Source organism: Allobrachymonas chironomi DSM 19884, from assembly GCF_000374625.1.
In the GTDB taxonomy this organism is placed as follows: domain Bacteria; phylum Pseudomonadota; class Gammaproteobacteria; order Burkholderiales; family Burkholderiaceae_C; genus Brachymonas; species Brachymonas chironomi.
Map to the genome: position 1 here is coordinate 144,600 of NZ_KB894766.1, position 19,480 is coordinate 164,079.

The window sequence follows — 19,480 nt, forward strand, 5'->3', positions numbered from 1 at the left end:
GGTGATTGGATGGTGGCACAGGCCACACTTTTTCGAATGTGCGCAACAGTAACACAGGCCGGCCCGGTCTGCTGGCCTCCCCGGCAGAACTCCACCGAAAGGACTAGCCCATCCCCGCCATCACGCGGGCTGTGGTGCGCGGTCTTTTGCCCTATAAACCGTATATGGAGCAAGCCGCCGTCACCCCCTCTGCCGTGCTGCGTGACCGCTTCGGTCGCCAGGTTGATTATGTGCGTGTCTCGGTCACCGACCGCTGCGACCTGCGCTGCAGCTACTGCATGCCAAGGCGCTTTCGCGGTTTCGAACAGCCCGAGCACTGGCTGACCTTCGACGAAATCGAGCGTGTGCTGGCGGCCTTTGCCCGCCTGGGAACGCGCCGCATCCGCCTGACTGGTGGCGAGCCGCTGCTGCGCAAGAACCTGACCGGGCTGGCGCAACGCCTGGCCGCCCTGCCCGGCATCGAGGATCTGTCCCTGACCACCAACGGCACCCAGCTGACCAGGCTGGCGCCGGCCCTGCGCGCCGCCGGCGTGCAGCGGCTCAACGTCAGTCTGGATTCGCTGCGCCACGACTGCGTGCAACAGATCACCGGCAGCGACTGCCTGCAGCATGTGCTGGACGGCCTGCAGGCCGCCAAAGCCGCCGGCTTCGAGCGCATCAAGATCAACATGGTGCCGCTGGTCGGCGTGAACGATGGCGACATGGAGGCCATGGTGGCCTACTGCATCGAGAACGGCTTTGTGCTGCGCCTGATCGAGGCCATGCCCATGGGGAGCACCGGCCAGGCCAGCCAGGGCATGCCGCTGCAGCCATTGTTGCAGCGCCTGCAGCAGCAATTCGGCCTGCTGCCCTGTACCGTGCCGCTGGGTGGGGGGCCGGCACGCTACTGGACGGCTCCCGATACCGGTTTCACGCTCGGCCTGATCACGCCGATGTCGCAGCATTTCTGTGCCACCTGCAATCGCGTGCGATTGTCGGTCGATGGCATACTCTATCTGTGCCTGGGACAGGAGCAACGTGTCGAACTGCGCCCGCTGCTGCGTGCCGGCTGCTCCGATGCCGAACTGGAAGCCACCCTCCGGCAGGCCATCGAACTCAAGCCCGAACAGCACGACTTCCTGCGCCAACCCGAGAAGATCGTGCGTTTCATGTCCATGACAGGAGGCTGACCATGCCCCAATCCGTAGACCACCTGGTAGAAGGCTTCAAGCGTTTTCAGCACAACTACTTCGGCTCCAGTTCGGTATTCGACACGCTGAGCGAAGGCCAGCGCCCCAGCACCCTGATCATCGGTTGCTGCGATTCACGCGTGCACCCCCCCATGCTGACCGATACCGCACCGGGCGAAGTCTTTACCGTGCGCAATGTGGCCAACCTGGTGCCGCCGTGCGAGCCGGACAACCCGCATGCCAGCGTGGCGGCCGCGCTGGAATTTGCCGTACTCGCCCTCGAAGTCGAACACGTGATCGTGATGGGCCATTCCTCCTGCGGCGGCATTCGCGCCCTGATGAACCGCACGGCGATTGCCGACTCCGCACTGGGCAAGTGGCTGTCCATGGCCGAGCCGGCACGCCAGCACGTTTGTCAGCACTACCCCGATGCCGATGCCAAGGAACAGCAGCGCCTGGCCGAACAGGCCGCCATCCTGGTATCGCTCAACAACCTGCTCAGCTACCCCTGGCTGGCCGATCGCGTGGCCGAAGGCAGTCTGGTGCTGCACGGCTGGTATTTCGACCTGCGGGAAGGCGCGCTCTGGGGCTACGATCCCGAGCAGCACGCATTCACCGAGCTGGTCTGCCCGCTGACCCCCGTGACCATGCAGGCGGCCTGAGCGCCCTCGTCATCCCGCATGAACCTGTCTAACCTGCCCAGCCGCCACAGCCTCAGTACCAAGCTGATCGTGCTGTCGGTGCTGTGGCTGGTGGTGGCCACGGTGTCCATCGGTTACACGCTGGTGCTGTCCTGGCAGCTGCAGGGCGGTGGTGCCGCCATCAACGATGCCGGCAGCCTGCGCATGCGCAGCTACCACCTGCTGGTGATGCTGAGCCAGGACCAGCCACGCGAAATCATCGATGCCGAGAAGCGCGTCTTCGAGCTAACCCTCAACACCCTGATCGCCGGTGATCCGTCACGCCCGCTGCTGCTGCCCGACACGCCGGAAATCCGCGAACTGGCCCAGGTCATCAAGCGCCAGTGGCAGGACGACATGCTGTCGCTGCTGGAACCGATCCATGCGCGCCAGATCGGTCCGGAACAGCTCAACACCGAGGTCGATCGCTTTGTCGGCCACATCAACCAGCTGGTGCGCCTGGTCGAGCAGCACAATGCACACAACACCGCCATGCTGCGCATGTTCCAGTTCCTGCTGATCGGTTTTGCCCTGATCGGCGCGCTGACCATGATCTACCTGCTCTACCTGATGGTGATCCTGCCGGTCAGTCAGCTGCACGACGCCACGCTGCGCCTCAGCCAAGGCTCGCTCGACAGCCGCGTCCAGCTCGACAGCCAGGACGAATTCGGCGTGCTCGCCACCGGCTTCAACACCATGGCAGAGCGCCTGCAGGAACTGCTGCAGGACATGGAAAAAAAGGTGCAGGAAAAAACCCGCGAGCTGGAGGACAACAACCTGCAGCTGCGCACCCTGTATGCCGTCACCACCCTGCTGAACCAGAAGCAGGAGCTGGAACAGGCCGCCAACGGCTTTCTGGAGCAGGTGATGCGGCTGACCGGAGCCGACGCCGGCTTTGTGCGCCTGCTGGATCCGGAGCGCCACATGATGGATGTGGTCGCGCAAATCGGCGTACCGGAAGAGCTGCTGCAGCAGTCCGACTGCAAGCACACCAGCGGCTGCTACTGTGGCCGCTCGCTGCAGGCGATACAACCGATCACGCTGCATACCGATACCGACCGCGTACTGCAGGACAACGGCGAGCCGCTGCACTGCGCACAGGCCGGCTTCCAGGGTTTTGCCATCTTCCATGTGCGCACCAAGCAGCAGGATCTCGGCATCTACACCCTGTTCTTCCGCCGCGCACACAACCTGACCCAGGACGAGCACAAGCTACTGGAAGCGCTCGGCAGCCATCTGGGCGTGACCATCAACAACCTGCGCCTGGCCGCCCGTGACCGCCAGCTCGCCGTGATGGAAGAACGCAGCCTGATGGCCCAGGGCCTGCACGACAGCATCGCGCAATCGCTCTCCTTCCTCAACCTGCAGGTACAAATGCTGGAATCGGCCCTGGCCAGTGGCAAGCAGGAGCAGGCGCAGGAAAATCTGGCCTTTATCCGCACCGGCGTGCAGGAAAGCTACGAGGATGTGCGCGAGCTGCTGCTGAACTTCCGCGTCCGCATCAGCAAGCAGGAGCTGCCCGATGCGGTGCGCAGCCTGCTGCAGCGCTTCGAGCAGCAGACGCGCGTCGCCGTCCACCTGGAAATCGGTGGCAACGGTCTGCCGCTGAGCCCGCAGGAGCAGCTGCAGGTGATCTTCATCCTGCAGGAAGCACTCTCCAATGTGCGCAAGCACGCCCAGGCCAGTCACGTGGATGTCCGCATCCGCAACGATGCCGATCTCGTGATGACGGTGACCGATAATGGTTGCGGCATCGACCTGGCAGAAATGCAGTCGCGCCAGGCACGCCACGTCGGCATGTCCATCATGCAGGAACGCGCCCGTCGCATCCACGCCAGCATCCGCATCGAACACGTGCCGCAGGGGGGTACCCGCGTCACCCTGCACCTCCCGGAAAAGGAACGCAACGCCACATGACTACCGATACCGCTTCCAGCCCGATCCGCATCCTGCTGGTAGATGATCACACCCTGTTCCGCAGCGGCCTCAAGGCGCTGCTGCAACGCCAGTCCGATTTCCAGGTCGTGGGCGAAGCCGGCGATGGCCTGGAAGGGGTCAAGCTGGCCGAGCAGCTGCACCCCGATGTGGTCCTGCTGGATCTGGACATGCCGGTGATGCATGGCCGCGATGCCCTGGCACAGCTGCTCAACACCCAGCCGCAGCTGGCGGTGCTGATGTTGACGGTGTCGGAAGACAGCGAAGACCTGGCCGAGTGCATGAAAACCGGAGCCCGCGGCTATCTGCTGAAAAAGATCGATGCCGACTTCCTGCTCTCCGCCATCCGTCGCGCCGTGGATGGCGACAACGTGCTCTCGCCCGAGATGACCGCCAAGCTGGTACAGCGCCTGCGTGCACCCGCCGCCAGCAGCCAGGCGCCCGAATACGAATCGCTCACCCCGCGTGAGCGCGAAACCCTGTCCTGGCTGGCGCAAGGTGTCAGCAACAAGCAGATCGCGCGCGAAATGGACGTGGCCGAAAGCACCATCAAGGTGCACGTGCAGAACATTCTGCGCAAGCTCAACCTGCACAGCCGGGTGCAGGCCGCCGTCTATGCGGTGGAAAACGGCCTGGACAAGCTGGAGCGCGACTGAGCGCCCCGACCTTCAGCGGGCAAAGCGGTCATCAGCCCGCAACTGCGCCACCGGCGGCTCGGCCACTTGCTCCAGCCAGCCGGCGCGCGCATCGTGCCGATTGTCATAACGCGGGTAAAACGGCTTGATATCCAGCAGCGGAGTGCCGTCCAGCATGTCCACATCGCAAATGTCGAGCACGCCACCCTGCACCCCCAGCAGCCGCACCGTGGACAGGCCGATGCGGTTGGGCCGCTTGGGCGCACGGGTGGCAAAAATGCCGCGCTCCTGCGTGTCCATGTAGGGCACCACGCGCAGTGCCGGCTGCGTGATGCGGTCAAAACAGTACACCAGCGTCAGGTGCGAAAACCCCTCGACATCGGCCAGCCCCTCGGCATAGGCCGGGTCCAGCACGATCTGGCCGCGCACCGCCTGCCCGCCCAGGGGCTGGATCGGCGTATCGCGCATCTGCCGGAAAGGCGTGTGGATGACGCCAATCGGCGTCATCACGATCGTCTCCATGGCCGGCCGCGAACTCAGACCGGTACGGCCAGGATCACGCTGGAGGCCTTGAACAGCGCCGTGACACGCTGGCCTTCGGCCAGCTGCAGCGCCTCGGCGCTGCCCACGGTGATGATGGCGGCAATCGACTGGCCCTCGCCCAGATCCAGCACCACCTCGGTATTCACCGCGCCGGGATGCAGGCGGCTGATGGCACCGGTCAGGCGGTTGCGCGCCGAGAAGCGCACATCCTCCACTTCGGTGGCCAGCAGCACGGCCGAGGACTTCACCAGGGCGATCACCGGACCGCCCACCTGCAGCCCCAGGCTGACCGTGCTGTCATGCGTGACAATGGCCACTACCTGGTTGCCACCGCCGATATCGATCACGACCTCGTCATTGACTGCTCCGGTCTGGATGGCATGAACGGTCCCGGTAAACTGGTTGCGTGCACTGGTTTGCATGGCTAATTTCCTCATCAGCAAGTAATCGTCCGCCATACCGGCGGCCTGTTGGGAGAGCAAGGCGAGAAATTTCTGGTACTCGGCCTCGATCTGGCGAAAATTGTCTACCAGCTGCAGGCCGCGCTGTGTCAGTCGCGTGCCTCCGCCGCCCTTGCCACCGCTGCTGCGCTCCAGCAACGGTTCGCCGGCCAGCCGGTTCATGTGGTCTATGGTGTCCCATGCGCCCTTGTAACTGATCCCTATGGCCTTGGCCGCCTGGGTAATGGACCCGGTGCCGGCAATCGCCTCCAGCAAGGCGACCTGGCGCGCGCCGCCCAGCAATTCGCCCTGTACGGTCATGCTGAGCTGGCCCTGCAGGCCAATCACGGGGCTGGAAATGGTGGACATGCTGGCGTTCTCCCTGAAAGCATTAGCCCTGCAGCCCGACGCTGCCGCCTTGCCCGATGCTGCCCCACACCATGCCGGAAGCCGGCAAATCGGGGAAGTGGGTCTTCAGCAACTGCTGCAGCGCCTGCGGGCTGGGCATGCCTGCATCTTGCCAGAGTTCTGCCTCTCCCATGCCGGCCATGGCCAGGGCGCGCGCCAGGGCTTCCTGGCGCAGGTGATCCCCATCAGGGTCCGCATGGGCCAGCAAATGATCCACCAGCGCCTGCCGGCAGGGCGGCACCCGGGCAACCAGCCGTCGGTAGGCGGCAACCGGCAGGCCTTGCAGAACCGGCAACTCGGGATAAAGCGCACGCAACAGCACCAGCAAGCGATGTTGTGGCAGGGCCAGGGTCCAGGCGTACAGGGGCAGATCGCCTTGCTGGGCCGCACGCATCACGTGCATCACGACCCGCTCCACCGGCTCGCTCGCCATCCGGGCCAGATAACTCTGCAGGGTAACGGGCTTGCCGTCAGGGCGTAGCAGCAGGGGCAAGGGGCAATCGGACATCACTGGCCTCCCGAAAATCAGGCACCCGATCGGAAAGCGCCGATGCCGATGGTGCCACCTCGGCAAACTCTTCGCGCAACACGCGCCCGTCCTGCAGGTGGATGATGTGCTCGCCCAGCTGGCGTGCATCTTCGGGATCGTGGGTGATCAGCACCATGGGCAGCTGCAGGCGGCGCTGCAGATCGTCCAGTTCGCTGCGCAAGGCCTGGCGCAAGGCCGGGTCCAGCGCCGAAAATGGTTCGTCCAGCAGCAAGGCGCCGGGCCGTCCCGCCAGGGCACGGGCCAGGGCCACGCGCTGGCGCTGGCCACCCGAGAGCTGGTACGGCATCTGATCGGCCAGCTGCGTGATGTGCAGGGCATCCAACCATTGCTCCACCTCGGGCAGGCGTTCGCGGGCACGCGGATTGCGCCAGCCCCGCTGCAGGCCAAAGCCGATATTCTGGCGCACCGTCAGGTGCGGAAACAGCGCATAGTCCTGGAACAGATAGCCCACCTGGCGCTGCTGCGGCGTCAGGTTGATGCCCTGCTCCGCATCGAACAGGGTGCGGCCCGCCAGCCGCACATGGCCGGCATCCGGCTGCAGCAGGCCGGCCATGGCCTTGAGCGTCAGCGTCTTGCCCACGCCCGAGCCCCCCAGCAGCACCACCCGGCGATGCGCCGAGCGCCATTGCAGCTGCAGATGGAAGCGCCGCTCTCCCGAATGCAGAACCTTGTCGATGGCGATATCGAACATGGCTCAGCCCTCCCGCGACACGATACGCCCGGGGGCCAGCTTGCCGGCGGCCAGCAGGATCGCCACGCAGGTGACGGAAATGATCAGCACCAGCATGTTGGCCACATCATCCTGACCGGCCTGCACCGCCTCATAGACGGCAATCGACAAGGTCTGGGTCTCGCCCGGAATGCTGCCGGCCACCATCAGCGTGGCCCCGAATTCGCCCATGGCCCGCGCAAACGCGAGCAACAGGCCGGCCAGAATGCCGCGCCAGGCCAGTGGCAGCGTCACGCGCCACAGAATGCCCCACTCGCTCACCCCCAGCACCCGTGCTGCCTGCTCCAGCTGGCCATCCACGGCCTCGAACGCGGCACGCGCCGGCTTGAATACCAGCGGAAACGCCACCACACTGGCCGCAATCACCGCACCCTGCCAGGTAAAGATCAGGTTGATGCCGAAAGTGTCCTGCAGCCAGCCTCCCAGCCAGCCCTTGCGGCCCAGTAGCACCAGCAGGTAATAGCCCAGCACCGTGGGCGGCATCACCATGGGCAGTGTCAGCACCGTATCCAGCAGCTCACGCCCCGGAAAACGCTTGCGCGCCAGCAGATAGCCCACGGCCACGCCCAGCACCAGGCACACCAGCGTGGCCATGCCCGCCACCTTGAGCGAGAGTGTCAGCGCCGATGCCACCTGGTCCATGGATATCTGCCCTTATTGCCGCGCTCAGGGCTTGCTGAAACCGTAGCGCTGCAGCACGGCCTGACCGGCAGGCGACTGCACATAACGCACAAAGCGCTTGGCCTCGACCTGCTGGGTGCTGCTGTTGATGGTGGCAACCGGGTAGCTCACCGGCTTGGTGGTGGGCACCGTGAACTGCACGCGCACCTTGTCCGGCATGATGGCCGCATCGGTGGCGTAGACAAAGCCGGCATCCACTTCGCCGCGCGCCACGTAATCCAGCGACTGGCGCACGCTCTGGGTATTGATCACCTTGGGCTGCAACGCAGTCCACTGGCCGGCGGCTTCCATGGCCTGCTTGCTGTAACGGCCCACTGGTACGCTGTCGGGGTTGCCCAGGGCAATGCGCTTGACATCGGCGCGGCGCAGATCGCCCAACTGGCGCAGCGGCACACGGCTGTCGCGCGGCACTACCAGCACCAGCGTGTTGCGGGCAAAATCCTGGCGCGTACCGGCCTGCAGCAAGCCCTGCTGCTGGGCGCGATCCATCGTCTCCTGGTCGGCCGAAGCAAACACGTCCACCGGCGCGCCCTTGGCGATCTGCTGCAACAACGGGCCGGAGGCCGCAAAGTTGAAGCGCACCCTGGCATCGGGATACTGCTTTTCGTAGGCCTGCCCCATGTCCTTGAAGGCATTGGTCAGACTGGCAGCGGCCGAGACGGTGATTTCGGCTGCGTGTGTCAAGGCGCTGGCACCGAGCAGGGCCAACACGGACACGGCGCGAAGAACGGGGCGAATGGCGGACATGGTCATGGTCTCCAGGAAAGGGATTCGTTGTATACAACAATATATCACGTGGAGCCTGCTGCCCGATTCCCCCAAATGGCTTAGCCCTGCCCGGCCACCCGCTGCAGGGGCAAAAAAACGGCCGCCCGGAAGGGCGGCCAAGAGGTGAATCTGTCTTGTCAATCGCTACGCGTCTTGCGCTGCGTGCTGCTTACACCCGGCGCGGACGCACCAGCTGCCAGGCGCGGCCCAGGTAGGTCACGCTGGCAAAGCCACTCCACACGTGCACCAGACGGGTGAACGGGAAGATCACGAACAGCGTCATGCCCATGAACAGGTGCAGCTTGAACACCCAGGATGCGTTCACGATGAAGTCAGCCGCACCGCCACGGAAGGTCACGATGTGCTGCGCCCAGCTCATCAGCGTCACCATTTCATGGCCGTCCAGGTGGTCCAGCGACACGAAAATGGTGGACAGGCCCAGCAGCAGCGTGATCAGGATCCAGATCATGACCAGCTTGTCGCGCCAGGTGGTGTTGGCCGCCAGGCGCTCGTTGCCGAACCGGCGCGCCAGCAGCATCAGCACGCCAATCAGGCACATGACGCCAAAGATGCCGCCCATCACAATGGCAAACACCTGCTTCTGGCCGTGCGTGATGCCCAGGGCATCCCAGATGGCAATCGGGGTCAGCAGACCGAACAGGTGGCCGAAGAACAGGCCCAGGATACCAACGTGGAACAGGATGTTGGCCACGCGCAGGTTGCCCTTGTACAGCACCTGGCTGGACTCGGACTTCCACGAATACTGCTCGCGGTCAAAGCGGATCAGGCTGCCCAGCAGGAACACGGTCAGCGCGATATACGGATAGATTCCGAAAACGAATTGGTGCAGATAGCTCATGATGTATCTCCTTCCAGTCAGGCCGTCTGCGGCATCTGGCGGTAGAAATTGAGGGGGGCTGTGGCAGGCGAAGCCGGCTTGAGCAAGGGCTCGATGCCGTCCACGCCAGGGCCGAAGGTTTCCATGGCCTCGTCCATGTCACGCACCGGCGGCGTCACCAGCGGCTCGGGAGCCACCGGTGACTGGCTGACCACCGCCTGCAGCACGCTGGCATAAGGCGAGGCATTGTCCGCCAGCTTGCCGGCCACATGGTGCAGCACGTGTACCGCATCGCCCAGCAGCGGGCTGGCCACGTCCGGCTCGCACTGCGACAGGAACTCCAGGAACAGCGGCACGTAATCGGGCAGCTCCTCGCTGCTCATCTCGAAACCGTGCGTCTTGTACTCTTCCATCAGGTCCACCATGGCCTGGCCGCGGGCGCGATCCTCGCCATGGATATGCTCGAACAGGTGCAGCGAATGCGCCGGGTTGCGGTCAAAGGTGGCCACGTAGGCTTCCTGCAGCGCGATCAGGTCGCCGCCGGACAGGTGCGCCAGCAGCGGTTCGACCGCCTGCAGCAGCGCCGGCTGGGTGGACAGTGCGCTGCGGATCTCCGGCAGCGCGTCCAGCAGCTCCTGCTCCGGATAGCACAGCAGGGCAGACAGCGCCTGGTAATGAATCTGGCTCATGCGGTCCTCCTTACTTCTCGCGGTTTTCCTTGAGTGCGCGGCGCATCTCGTGGAACACGATGGGCGTTGCCTTCTTGCGGCCAAACAGGCTTTCGTTGCTGGTACCGGTAGAACAACCGTTGCCAAAGGTGAATCCGCAGGCCGCCTTTTCGTCGAAGGTGTTTTCCACCAGCTCCTTGTGGGTGGTGGGAATCACGAAACGGTCCTCGTAGTTGGCGATGGCCATGATCTGGTACATCTCCTCGACCTGTTCCGGCGTCAGGTGCGTGCCCTTCAGCGTATCGGGATCGGTCACCTTCTCGACCGACTTCTTGCGCATGTAGCGGCGCATGGCGACCATGGTTTCCAGCGCCTTGACCACCGGCTCTTCCTTGCCGGCCGTCAGCAGGTTGGCCAGGTACTGGATCGGGATGCGCAGATCCTTGACATCGGGAATGATGCCGTTTTCGCCAATCAGGCCGTTTTCCATCGCGCTCTGGATCGGAGACAGCGGCGGGATGTACCACACCATCGGCATGGTGCGGTATTCCGGGTGCAGCGGGAAGGCCACCTTCCACTCCATCGCCATCTTGTATACCGGCGAGTTCTTCGCAGCGTCCAGCCAGGCTTCGGGGATACCCTGCTTGCGGGCTTCCTCGATCACGGCGGGGTTGTTCGGGTCCAGGAACACGCCGAGCTGGGCCTCGTACAGGCTTTGCGGATCCTGCACGCTGGCGGCTTCCTCGATCTTGTCGGCATCGTACAGCAGCACACCCAGATAGCGGATACGGCCCACGCAGGTCTCGGAACAGATGGTCGGCTGACCGGCCTCGATACGCGGATAGCAGAAGATGCACTTCTCGGCCTTGCCGCTGGTCCAGTTGTAGTAGATCTTCTTGTACGGGCAGCCGCTGATGCACATGCGCCAGCCGCGGCACTTGTCCTGGTCGATCAGCACGATGCCATCGTCCTCGCGCTTGTAGATCGAGCCGGACGGGCAGGATGCCACGCAAGTCGGGTTCAGGCAGTGCTCGCACAGGCGCGGCAGGTACATCATGAAGGTGTTCTCGAAGGCCGAGTACATTTCCTTCTGGATGCCTTCGAACAGGGTATCCTTGGCGCGCTTGGCAAACTCGCCGCCCAGGTCATCCTCCCAGTTCGGGCCCCACTCGATCTTGTCCATCTTCTTGCCGGTCAGCACCGACACCGGGCGCGCGGTAGGCGGCGTGGGCATCTCGGGGGCATTCTGCAGATGCTCGTAGTCGTACGTGAAAGGCTCGTAGTACTCGTCGATCTGCGGCAGGTTGGGGTTGGCAAAGATGTTGGCCAGAATCTTCAGCTGGCCGCCCTGCTTGGGACGCAGCTTGCCGCCGCCATCCAGCTCCCAGCCACCTTTCCACTGTTCCTGGTCTTCCCAGTTCTTCGGAAAGCCGATGCCGGGCTTGGTTTCCACGTTGTTGAACCAGGCGTATTCCACGCCGTCGCGGCTGGTCCAGACATTCTTGCAGGTCACCGAGCAGGTGTGGCAACCAATGCACTTGTCCAGGTTGAGCACCATGCCGATTTGGGCTCTGATTTTCATTGCGTATCTCCTGAGATCTTGGTGAACGGGCGGCGGCTGCCGCCCGCTGGCCTTACTTGGACAAGGGCTGGTCCATCCAGTCCACGTTCTTCATCTTGCGCATCACGATGAACTCATCGCGGTTGCAGCCCACGGTTCCGTAGTAGTTGAAACCATATGCCAGCTGCGCGTAACCACCGATCATGTGCGTCGGCTTGGTCACCGCACGCGTCACCGAGTTGTGGATACCGCCGCGCTTGCCGCTCATCTCGGCACCAGGCACGTTCACGATCTTTTCCTGGGCGTGGTACATCAGCGTCATGCCCTGCGGGATGCGCTGGCTCACCACCACGCGCGCCGTCAGCGTGCCGTTGACGTTGAACACCTCGACCCAGTCGTTGTCCACGATGCCGGCTTCCCTGGCATCCTTCTCCGAGATCCAGATGTGCGGGCCGCCACGCGACAGCGTCAGCATGCGCAGGTTCTCGGAATAGGTGCTGTGAATGCCCCACTTCTGGTGCGGCGTCAGGAAGTTCAGCAGGATTTCCTTGTTGCCGTTGGGCTTGTGGTTGTGCACCGCAGCCGTGGTCTTCAGATCCACCGCCGGACGGTACACGCACATGCCTTCGCCAAAGGCGCGCATCCACTGGTGATCCTGGTAGAACTGCTGGCGACCGGTCAGGGTGCGCCACGGGATCAGCTCGTGCACGTTGGTGTAGCCGGCGTTGTAGCTCACTTCCTCGCTTTCCAGACCGGACCAGATCGGCGAGGAAATGATCTTGCGCGGTTGCGCCTGGATGTCGCGGAAGGTGATGTGGTCATGCTCGCGCGGGATCGCCAGATGCGTGTGGTCGCGACCGGTGATCTTGCTCAGCGATTCCCAGGCCTTGACGGCGACGTGGCCGTTGGTCTCGGGGGCCAGCGTCATGATCATCTCGGCCGCATCGATGGCGGTATCCAGCCTGGGCTGGCCCTTGGCCACGCCATCGGCCACCACCTTGTTCATCTTGCGCAGCTGCTCGACTTCGCGTTCGGTCTTCCAGGCCATGCCCTTGCCGCCGTTGCCCACCTTCTCCATCAGCGGACCGATGGAGGTGAACTTCTGGTAGATGGCGCCATAGTCGCGCTCCACCACCGTCATGGCCGGCATGGTCTTGCCCGGAATCGGGTCGCACTCGCCCTTCTTCCAGTCGCGCGGATCAAAGGGCTGGCCCAGCTCCTGCGGGGAGTCGTGCATCAGCGGCGTCAGCACCAGATCCTTCTGCACGCCCAGGTAATCCTTGCCGACCTCGGAAATCGCCTTGGCAAAGCCCTTGTAGATTTCCCAGTCGGTCTTGCTCTGCCACAGCGGCTGCACGGCCTCGGACAGCGGGTGGATGAACGGGTGCATGTCGGATGTGTTCAGGTCATCCTTCTCGTACCAGGTGGCCGTGGGCAGCACGATGTCGCCATACAGGCAGGTGGTGGACATGCGGAAGTCCAGCACCACCAGCAGGTCCAGCTTGCCTTCGGCAGCCGGGCGCACGGTGATTTCGCTCGGCTGGATGCACTGGGTCTCGTCGCTCATCACGGCGTTCTGCGTGCCCAGCAGATACTTCAGGAAGTACTCGTGGCCCTTGCCGGAAGAACCCAGGATGTTGGAACGCCACACGAACAGGTTGCGCGGGAAGTTCTTCGGGTTGTCCGGGTCATTGCAGCTCATGTCGATGCTGCCGTCCTTCAGACCCTGCACCGTGTAGGCAGCGGGATCCATGCCGGCTTCGGCTGCCATGCGCGTCAGGTCCAGCGGGTTGGTTTCCAGCTGCGGGGCAGACGGCAGCCAGCCCATGCGTTCGGCCTTGGCGTTGTAGTCGATCAGCGACATGTGCTCCATGTTGCCGGCAGCGGTCGGGCAGAGGATCTCGTTCACGCCGAGTTTCTCGTGGCGCCACTGGCTGGTGTGCGCATAGAAGAAACTGGTGCCGTTCATCTGGCGCGCCGGACGATTCCAGTCCTGGGCAAAGGCCAACGGAGCCCAGCCGCTTTGCGGACGCAGCTTTTCCTGACCCACGTAGTGGCACCAGCCACCGCCGCTCTGGCCGATACAGCCGCACAGCATCAGCATGTTGATGATGCCGCGGTAGGACATGTCCATGTGGTACCAGTGGTTCAGGCCGGCACCCACGATCACCATGCTCTTGCCCTGGGTCTGGTCGGCGTTCTGCGCAAACTCGCGCGCCACCTGGATCACCATCTCGGGCTTGACGCCGGTGTGCTTCTGCTGCCAGGCCGGCGTGTAGGGCACGTCATCCATGTAGCTGGTGGCCACGTTGCCGCCACCCAGGCCGCGGTCAATGCCGTAGTTGCCCGCCATCAGGTCGAACACGGTGGTCACCAGCGCGCTGCTGCCATCGGCCAGCTGGACGCGCTTGGCCGGGATGTTGCGGGTCAGCTGGTCGTCGTGCTCGGCACCGAAGTACGGGAAGGCCACGCCCACCACCTCGTCGTGCCGGCCCAGCAGGCTGAGCTGGCCCTTGACCTCGCGGTCGGTGGTGCCTTCCCTGGTTTCCAGGTTCCACTTGCCGGTCTTGCCCTCGGCCTGGCCCCAGCGGAAACCGATGGAGCCGTTGGGCGCCACGACGTCGCCGGTCAGCTCGTCGATCATCAGCGTCTTCCAATCGGGGTTGTTGTCCTCGCCCAGATTGTCGGCCAGCTGGCTGGCACGCAGGAAATACTCCGGCAGATAATGGCCGCCCTCTTCCTTCAGGCGCACCAGCATCGGCATGTCGGTCAGACGGCGGATGTAGTCGGTGAAGTACTCGGACGGGTTATCGAGGTGGAATTCCTTGAAGATCACGTGGCCCATGGCCATGGCCAGGGCGGCATCGGTACCCTGCTTGGGGGCCAGCCAGATATCGCCGAACTTGGCCATTTCGCCAAAGTCGCTGGACACCGCCACGGTCTTGGTGCCCTTGTAGCGCACTTCGGTGTAGAAGTGGGCATCGGGGGTACGCGTCATCGGCACGTTGGAACCCCACACCATCAGGTAAGTGGAGTTGTACCAGTCGGCCGATTCGGCCACGTCGGTCTGCTCGCCCCAGATCTGCGGGCTGGCCGGCGGCAGGTCGCAGTACCAGTCATAAAAGGACAGCGGCACGCCGCCAATCAGGCTCAGGTAGCGGCTGCCGGCGGCATAGCTCACCATGGACATGGCCGGAATCGGCGAGAAACCGATCACGCGGTCAGGACCGTAGTTCTTGATGGTGTAGGCGTTGGCAGCAGCCACCATCTCGTTGGCTTCTTCCCAGGTGGCGCGCACAAAACCGCCCTGACCGCGGCGCGACTTGTATTCCCTGGCGCGTTCCGGATCCTGGCTGATGTATTCCCAGGCCTCGACCGCGCTCATGGTCTTGCGCGCCTCGCGCCACATCTGCGCCAGCTTGCCGCGCATCATGGGGTATTTCACGCGCTGGGCAGAGTACACGTACCAGCTGTAGGAGGCGCCACGCGGGCAGCCACGCGGCTCGTGGTTGGGCAGGTCGGCACGGGTGCGCGGGTAATCGGTCTGCTGGGTTTCCCAGGTGATCAGGCCGTTCTTCACGTACACCTTCCAGCTGCAGGAGCCGGTGCAGTTCACGCCATGGGTGGAACGCACCACCTTGTCGTGCTGCCAGCGCTGCCGATAGGCATCTTCCCACTGGCGGTCTTCCTTGACTACCGCGCCGTGGCCGTTGGAGAAGGTGGATTTCACCTTGCTCATGAATTTCAGTCGGTCGAGAAAGTGGCTCATGTCGCCTCCGTGTGTCCTGGGTGGCAGTGACAAACCCCGCCATGCCCGTTCTTTGAAGTCTAAGAAAAATCCGTCCTTCACCCCATCCGCCAGTGGTTACCGGCTCCGCAGGCAAAAGACGGAAGCAGCCCTACTCCTTTTGGGGGAGGGCCGCAGCCGTCCGGCCTGCGATCAGCAGGGAGCTTCCGCACCCTTGCGGGCGTAATACCACCAGTTAATCACTACACAGCTGATGTAGAAGATGATGAAGGCATACAGTGCGCCCTCGACGCCACCGGTCAGGTCCATCGACGTGCCGTAGCTCTTGGGAATCAGGAAACCACCGTAGGCGGCAATCGCGGCGGTGAAGCCCAGCACGGCAGCCGATTCGCGGTTGGCATTCAGCTTGGCGGTCTCCTGTTCCTGCGGCGTCTTGGCGTTGCGCATGTGCAGGCTGCCGAAAATCGCCGGAATCTGCATGAAGGTGGAGCCGTTACCGATGCCGGTCAGGGCAAACAGGGCCAGGAAGCTGGCGAAGAAGCCCCAGAAGTTGCCACCCTGGCCGTTCTGCGGCAGGAAGGTCAGCACCCCCACCACACCGATGATCATGCCGATGAAGACCAGCTGGGTCACCTTGGCTCCGCCGATTTTGTCGGACAGGCGGCCTCCGATGGGACGCGCCAGTGCACCGACCAGCGGGCCCAGGAAAGCGTATTGGGTCGGATCCACGCCGGCAAACTGGCTCTTGATCAGCAGCGGGAAACCGGCGGCAAAACCCAGGAAGGAGCCGAAGGTACCGGTGTAGAGCCAGCACATCAGCCAGTTGTGCTTGCGCTTGAAGATCATCGCCTGATCGGCAAACGAGGACTTGGCCGAGGCGATATCGTTCATGCCGAACCAGGCCGCCAGCGCCGACAGGATGATGAAGGGCACCCAGACAAAACCGGCGTTCTGCAGCCACAACTGCTTGGTCTGGTCACCCTTGACCCAGGTCTGCGGCTCGCCACCCAGGGCGCCGAACAGCGCAAAGGTGATCACCACCGGCACCAGGAACTGCACGGCCGACACGCCCAGGTTGCCCAGGCCGGCGTTCATGCCAAGCGCGCCACCCTTTTCCGACTTGGGAAAGAAGAAGCTGATGTTGGCCATGCTGGAGCTGAAGTTGGCGCCGCCAAAACCGCACAACAGAGCCAGGATCATCATGTGGGTGAAGCTGGTCTCGGGGTTTTGCACTGCCATGCCCAGACCGATGGCCGGAATCAGCAGGCTGGCCGTGCTCAGCGTGGTCCACAGGCGGCCGCCAAAAATCGGCACCATGAAGGAGTAGAAGATGCGCATGGTGGCACCGGACAGCGCCGGCACCGCCGCCAGCCAGAACAGCTGGTTGGGCGAATACTTGAAGCCGATATTGGGCAGGTTCACCACTGCCACGCTCCAGACCTGCCAGATGGCAAAGGCCAGCAGCAGCGCCGGAATCGAGATCCACAGGTTGCGACGCGCAATCTTGCGGCCGGTCTGCTCCCAGAACGCCGGATTCTCCGGCTCCCACTGGGTCAATACGCGAGAGGATGCCATGTTGTATGCTCCCGGGCCGCCAGGCGGCCCTTCAGTTTGCAAGAGAAAATTGCGGGACTATCAGGCGGCCTGTGCAGCAGGACGCTTGGCCTTGAAGGAGAAGTGCATCCAGACCAGGCTGACACACACCGTGCCATACAGCAGCATGAAGGCACTGCTGCGGATACCGGTCAGGTCCAGCAGTACGCCGAACATGATGGGCAGCAGCCAGCCACCCAGGCCGCCGGCCAGGCCCACCACACCGGACACGGCGCCGATATTGGTCGGGAAATCGTCGGCCACGAACTTGAACACCGAAGCCTTGCCCACCGCCATGGCCACACCGGCCACGAACAGCAGAATGGTGAACATCGTGGCATTCAGGCCGATGTGGAAGGTCTGCGGACCCTTGGCGGTCTGGATCACGAAATCGGTTTGCGGGTAGGACAGGATGAAGCACACCACCCAGATCACCCACATCACGCCCCAGGTCACCTTGTAGGCACCGTACTTGTCGGACAGCCAGCCACCCAGGGCGCGCAGCACGCCGCCCGGCAACGAGAAGCAGGCAGCCAGGAAGGCAGCGCTTTGCAGGCTGAAACCGTATTCGCCCACGTAGTAGCGCACCATCCACAGCGCCAGCGCCACGTAGCCGCCAAACACCACCGAGTAATACTGGCAGTAGCGCAGCACAGCCGGATCCTTCATCAGCGCCAGCTGCTCGCCCAGCGACACCTTGGACGACACCAGATGCTTGGGATCGCTATAGGAAAAGAACCAGAACAGCACGGCGGTGACCAGCATGATGACGGCGTACACCGTGGGTACCATCTGCCAGCCGGCGGCGACGATGATGGCCGGGGCAATCAGCTTGTTGACAGCGGAACCGGCGTTACCGGCACCAAACACGCCCATCGCCAGGCCCTGCTTGTCCTTGTTGAACCAGCGTGCCACATACGGCGTCCCCACGGAGAAGGAGCCACCCGCCAGACCGACAAACAGCCCGATCACCAAGAACTGCCAGAACTCGGTGGCGAACTGCATCAGGTAGATCGGTATCACGCAGGCCAGCATCAGCACGAAGAGCACGATGCGACCACCGAAGCGGTCGGTCCAGATACCCAGCGGCACCCGGATCAGGGAACCCGACAGCACCGGCGTTGCCGCCAGCAGGCCGAATTCGGTTTCGTTCAGACCCAGCTGCTCCTTGATCGGAATGCCGAGTACGGCAAACATCATCCAGATCATGAAGCACACCGTGAACGAGATGGTGCTCGAGGTGAGCACGGCGTACTGTTTGTAGGTTTGAGAGGCCATCGCAGATCCTTTTCGTTCTGTTACCGGCGTTAACAATACGCCCTTACCCATCAAGAGGACATTCCCCGCTGGAAGGGGAGTCTACACCAAACGGAGTAGGTGGAAACACGTCCGGACGCCTGTGCAGCGGCTGGCTACAGCTGCAGGTTAGCCCAAAAACGTGACAAATCCAACGAAATTCACATCTGTTCGTCGCAGATCGATGCAGATCAATGCCGATTGATGCTTTGGGCATGGCAAGAAAAAACCTGCCACTTGGGCAGGTTCGGTAACAGGGACCCGGTGGCGGTTACACGCCCCAGACCACGTCCTTGCCTTCGGCCAGGCTGATTTCCAGCAGTTGCAGGAAGGGTTGGGCGCGGGTATGGAAGGGAATCGGGTCGGTGTTGGCGTCATCCTCCTCATCGCGCTCATCGGCTGACTGGCTGGCCTTGGCATGGGATGCCTGGATTGCCAGCTTCAGCTTGTCGATCGCGTCCTGCATGGCTTTCGCCTGGATCACGCCCCGCTCTGCAGGCTCACGGCCAATGGCTTCCAGTACCTGGTTGCCATTGGCTTCCATCATGATGACATCGCCGGCGGCGGCGGATTTGAACTTGTACAGCATGGTCTCCTCCTTATGACATGGGTTTCAGCCCATTCTAGGCCATGGCCGCGATGGGCACACGTAACAATCCGCAGGGCTTGCCCGATGACTCAGGCCACCATGGCCAGATAAGCGCGATCAATCGCCTGCGCCAGCGCCAGATCGCGGCTCGTCAAGCCGCCCACATCGTGCGTACTCAGCTCGATACGAACACGGTTATAGGCATTCCACCAGTCCGGATGATGCCCCTGCCGCTCGGCAAGCAGCGCAACCCGGGTCATGAAGGAAAAAGCCTGCACGAAGTCGTCAAACAGCAGTTCACGGCAAATCGATCCACCGCCCGCTTCCTGGTAGTGCCAGTGTGGCAGGCCAGCTGCCAGAGTTCGCCACTGCTGCACATCAATCAATTGCATCTTGTCTCCTGCCATAGTCCTGCCACATTTCACCACAGAGCGGATCCTGGCAACACCGGGGAATGACCGGGGTGCGCCCCACCCATGCGTGAATCCCCGGAAAGCGGCAAATACCGGCAGGCACAAAAAAACCCGCATGTCTTTCAACATGCGGGTTTTTCAAAGCTGGTTGCGCGAGGAGGATTTGAACCTCCGACCTTTGGGTTATGAGCCCAACGAGCTACCAGACTGCTCCATCGCGCGGCAAGCTCTTAGT

Annotated in this window: 18 protein-coding genes and 1 tRNA gene; 4 read left to right on the forward strand and 15 right to left on the reverse strand. The window is 63.2% G+C overall.

Annotated features, from left to right (window positions below):
• The first annotated feature begins 164 nt into the window (after positions 1-164).
• Genes moaA through C513_RS0103250 form a run of 4 tightly spaced genes read left to right on the forward strand, consistent with a single transcriptional unit; the run spans position 165 to position 4,440 of the window.
• Positions 165-1,169: a GTP 3',8-cyclase MoaA gene (gene moaA / locus C513_RS0103235; protein ID WP_211215717.1), complete on the forward strand. Its 1,005-nt coding sequence runs from the start codon at positions 165-167 to the stop codon at positions 1,167-1,169.
• 2 nt (positions 1,170-1,171) lie between these two features.
• Positions 1,172-1,831, forward strand: a complete 660-nt coding sequence (locus C513_RS0103240; protein WP_018714595.1) for a carbonic anhydrase — start codon at positions 1,172-1,174, stop codon at positions 1,829-1,831.
• Positions 1,832-1,849: 18 nt separating this feature from the next.
• Positions 1,850-3,766, forward strand: coding sequence for an ATP-binding protein (locus C513_RS0103245; protein WP_018714596.1), 1,917 nt, complete (start codon positions 1,850-1,852; stop codon positions 3,764-3,766).
• On the forward strand, positions 3,763-4,440 hold the full coding sequence (locus C513_RS0103250; protein ID WP_018714597.1) for a response regulator: 678 nt from the start codon (positions 3,763-3,765) through the stop codon (positions 4,438-4,440). The genes C513_RS0103245 and C513_RS0103250 overlap by 4 nt, the downstream gene beginning before the upstream one ends.
• 12 nt (positions 4,441-4,452) lie before the next feature.
• On the opposite strand, the gene tsaA is transcribed toward C513_RS0103250, so the two are convergent.
• The 15 genes from tsaA to C513_RS0103325 form a co-directional block, all read right to left on the reverse strand.
• Positions 4,453-4,926, reverse strand: coding sequence for a tRNA (N6-threonylcarbamoyladenosine(37)-N6)-methyltransferase TrmO (gene tsaA, locus C513_RS0103255; RefSeq protein WP_018714598.1), 474 nt, complete (start codon positions 4,924-4,926; stop codon positions 4,453-4,455).
• Positions 4,927-4,955: 29 nt separating this feature from the next.
• Entirely contained in the window at positions 4,956-5,771 is an 816-nt protein-coding gene (locus C513_RS0103260; protein WP_018714599.1) for a TOBE domain-containing protein, read from the reverse strand.
• A 22-nt stretch (positions 5,772-5,793) separates the two neighbouring features.
• Positions 5,794-6,303 (reverse strand): nitrogen fixation protein NifQ, encoded by a 510-nt coding sequence (locus C513_RS12605; RefSeq protein ID WP_169335113.1) that lies wholly within the window; start codon positions 6,301-6,303, stop codon positions 5,794-5,796.
• Entirely contained in the window at positions 6,281-7,051 is a 771-nt protein-coding gene (locus tag C513_RS0103270; protein WP_018714601.1) for an ABC transporter ATP-binding protein, read from the reverse strand. The genes C513_RS12605 and C513_RS0103270 overlap by 23 nt, the downstream gene beginning before the upstream one ends.
• A 3-nt stretch (positions 7,052-7,054) precedes the next feature.
• Complete coding sequence (gene modB / locus C513_RS0103275) at positions 7,055-7,732, reverse strand: molybdate ABC transporter permease subunit (RefSeq protein ID WP_018714602.1); 678 nt, start codon at positions 7,730-7,732, stop codon at positions 7,055-7,057.
• A 24-nt stretch (positions 7,733-7,756) separates the two neighbouring features.
• On the reverse strand, positions 7,757-8,524 hold the full coding sequence (gene modA, locus C513_RS0103280) for a molybdate ABC transporter substrate-binding protein (RefSeq protein ID WP_018714603.1): 768 nt from the start codon (positions 8,522-8,524) through the stop codon (positions 7,757-7,759).
• A 184-nt stretch (positions 8,525-8,708) separates the two neighbouring features.
• The gene (gene narI, locus C513_RS0103285; RefSeq protein WP_018714604.1) at positions 8,709-9,398 is read right to left on the reverse strand and encodes a respiratory nitrate reductase subunit gamma; all 690 of its coding nucleotides are present in this window, start codon (positions 9,396-9,398) and stop codon (positions 8,709-8,711) included.
• Positions 9,399-9,415: 17 nt separating this feature from the next.
• Positions 9,416-10,066 carry a nitrate reductase molybdenum cofactor assembly chaperone gene (gene narJ / locus C513_RS0103290; RefSeq protein ID WP_018714605.1) on the reverse strand — a complete coding sequence of 217 codons (651 nt, stop codon included), beginning with the start codon at positions 10,064-10,066 and terminating at the stop codon, positions 9,416-9,418.
• A 10-nt stretch (positions 10,067-10,076) separates the two neighbouring features.
• Positions 10,077-11,627 carry a nitrate reductase subunit beta gene (narH, locus tag C513_RS0103295; protein WP_018714606.1) on the reverse strand — a complete coding sequence of 517 codons (1,551 nt, stop codon included), beginning with the start codon at positions 11,625-11,627 and terminating at the stop codon, positions 10,077-10,079.
• Between the two features lie 52 nt (positions 11,628-11,679).
• A complete protein-coding gene (locus C513_RS0103300) occupies positions 11,680-15,375 on the reverse strand; it encodes a nitrate reductase subunit alpha (RefSeq protein ID WP_018714607.1) in 3,696 nt (1,231 codons plus the stop codon).
• Positions 15,376-15,546: 171 nt separating this feature from the next.
• Complete coding sequence (locus C513_RS0103305; protein WP_033394808.1) at positions 15,547-16,929, reverse strand: NarK family nitrate/nitrite MFS transporter; 1,383 nt, start codon at positions 16,927-16,929, stop codon at positions 15,547-15,549.
• A 60-nt stretch (positions 16,930-16,989) separates the two neighbouring features.
• Positions 16,990-18,225 (reverse strand): MFS transporter, encoded by a 1,236-nt coding sequence (locus C513_RS0103310; RefSeq protein WP_018714609.1) that lies wholly within the window; start codon positions 18,223-18,225, stop codon positions 16,990-16,992.
• Positions 18,226-18,514: 289 nt separating this feature from the next.
• Entirely contained in the window at positions 18,515-18,832 is a 318-nt protein-coding gene (locus tag C513_RS0103315) for a DUF1840 domain-containing protein (protein ID WP_018714610.1), read from the reverse strand.
• An 89-nt stretch (positions 18,833-18,921) separates the two neighbouring features.
• The gene (locus tag C513_RS0103320) at positions 18,922-19,224 is read right to left on the reverse strand and encodes a 4a-hydroxytetrahydrobiopterin dehydratase (RefSeq protein WP_018714611.1); all 303 of its coding nucleotides are present in this window, start codon (positions 19,222-19,224) and stop codon (positions 18,922-18,924) included.
• A gap of 166 nt (positions 19,225-19,390) precedes the next feature.
• Positions 19,391-19,467: transfer RNA gene (locus C513_RS0103325), tRNA-Met, on the reverse strand.
• Positions 19,468-19,480: the final 13 nt, after the last annotated feature.